Source organism: Aeromonas sp. HMWF015, from assembly GCF_963878965.1.
GTDB classification, from domain to species: Bacteria; Pseudomonadota; Gammaproteobacteria; order Enterobacterales; family Aeromonadaceae; genus Aeromonas; species Aeromonas veronii.
Window position 1 is genome coordinate 1 of record NZ_CAWNZT010000138.1, and the last position, 1881, is coordinate 1881.

Here is a 1881-nt window from a genome sequence, read left to right on the forward strand (position 1 = left end):
GAACCGGCCCAAGCTCACCACTTTTCTTGCTGTCGCTGTAGGTCATGGTCGCAATGGGAAGCTCCGCAACTAGCAAGTAGTCCGCCAAACCGCCCCCAGAAACAGATCTATAGAGCCGGCGTCGAGTAATATTGCTGTTGTTGGTTGGAACTGGTGACAGCCCCACAACGACGGTGGATCCCGGAATGGTGATTGTGGCCTTGCCACTTGCAGGGCCAGGAGCGCCCTCTTCACCAAGCCCAGTTACATAGGTCTCCACATAGAATCTGGTCTCATCGTCGGTAGGGTCATCATCCTTAGTGCCACTCGGTGGTGTGACAGACTGCATGTTAGGCGGAGTGGTTGGAGCCGGTACGCCAAGACGGTACCAGGCACTAGGCTTGCGGCTCCCTCCGGTCGCGATGGCGTCATAGGTTAGTTTTGGAAACTCGCCATCGGTGAAGTAAACCCGACTGTACTGATCCTGTGCAATTGGGGAGCGCATGACCTCAACCTGCTTGTTCCAGGCAAACCAGTGATCTCCGTAGTAGTGGAACAATGTCTTTGGGATGATCGGTAAGGTGCTCCCAAGCGCTTTGTCAGCCATCAGTGGTGCCACCACCCCACGGTCAAAATGACAATCCTGGGCCAAGGTGGCTGCTTCGTCCGGCAATAGATGGTCTGCCAGGCGAAGCACCATACCTCGCATAGTCACGATGTTGATCAATGGCATTGTGTTTCCCAAAAGCCAGAGATGAAAAAGCCCCGCTCGTTAGAGCAGGGCAAACGTGAGGTAGTACTAAGGCGGGAGATTTCATTCGCCATAGTCAATGCCGCCTCGGTTATTCATTATTTAGGCTGTTTATCCGGTGGCTAGTGTGACCTGAACCACTGAACCACGCCTTGCATTGAAATAACTGTAAATCGAGTTGAATGTGCCATAATCGCCCTCGATGAGGGCAGAGCCAAGGCCTGATATAGTTACCAGGATCGGTTTTGCTGTGCTTCCTTCCAAGGAAAAAAAGAGTGTGTTCGGCAGATCGTCGTAGCACATGAAGTGCTCGATATTTTTCCCTTCGAACTGACCTGTAGAAATACCTCCCATCACTCCCCTCTGATATCCCAGTTGGGTTTCATACCCCGGGCTGTATTCGCCGATTGTTAAATTCAGAACGACAGATGAACTCTTACCTGCAAGCTCACCTACATTTCGTGGAAGTGATAAATTGGCCTGGCTCAAAATATTTGACGCCCAGCGATTTGCATTGAACTCAGCGTTGGCTACGGATAACCAAAATGGCTTATTTGGTACGGCCATTAAGCGCCCCCAGCTTTTCATCCAGCTCTTTAATCGCCTCGATGACCAGTGCAACAATGCCAGCACCGGCCAGTGACAGGTATCCATCCTCATTGAGATAGACCGACTCTGGCTGCACCTCAGCTACCTCTTGGGCAATCAGCCCTGCTTCCCTCTGCCCATTCTTGGTGTAGATCCAACCAGTCAGACGCTTGAGTTTATCGAGGGCATTGTTGATAGGGGTAAATTCAGACTTTAGACGCCTGTCTGAGCGAATATAAACATCGTTGAAATTGCCATTACCAGCGGCATAAACACCGCCAGCAGTATCAATTGCGTTGGCATCAGTATTCGAAACGTGGAGTTTTTTGTTGTTATAGATGCGCACCCATGTGGTGTCGATCATGTAGACACCACCACCATAGGTTTGGTTATACCACCCAGTATCACCATTAGAGCGGAACCAGTTTTTCATATAAATGGTGCTATATGAGCCGCCATCTGACATATATGGGTGGGTATGATTGGCGGCTGCTAACGCAGGTTTGTTGGTTATCTCAGTCCAAGTCGGCCAGCGGGTTGCTTGCGTTGGTACACCAGTCAGG

At 50.8% G+C, this 1881-nt stretch carries 2 protein-coding genes and 1 pseudogene; all 3 read right to left on the minus strand.

Going from position 1 to position 1881, the window contains the following annotated elements; genetic code table 11:
* A pseudogene (locus AACS18_RS07260) lies at positions 1-712 on the minus strand (hypothetical protein); the annotation flags it as partial.
* 129 nt (positions 713-841) lie between these two features.
* Positions 842-1318: a hypothetical protein gene (locus tag AACS18_RS07265; protein WP_146184865.1), complete on the minus strand. Its 477-nt coding sequence runs from the start codon at positions 1316-1318 to the stop codon at positions 842-844.
* The coding region (locus tag AACS18_RS07270; RefSeq protein WP_146184866.1) for a tail fiber domain-containing protein at positions 1281-1881 on the minus strand (601 nt) is incomplete at its 5' end. The genes AACS18_RS07265 and AACS18_RS07270, both read right to left, overlap by 38 nt.

Excerpts from the sequence above, each read along its gene's own strand:
- AACS18_RS07265 (WP_146184865.1), bottom strand. The coding sequence starts at position 1,318 with ATGAAAAGCTGGGGGCGCTTAATGGCCGTACCAAATAAGCCATTTTGG.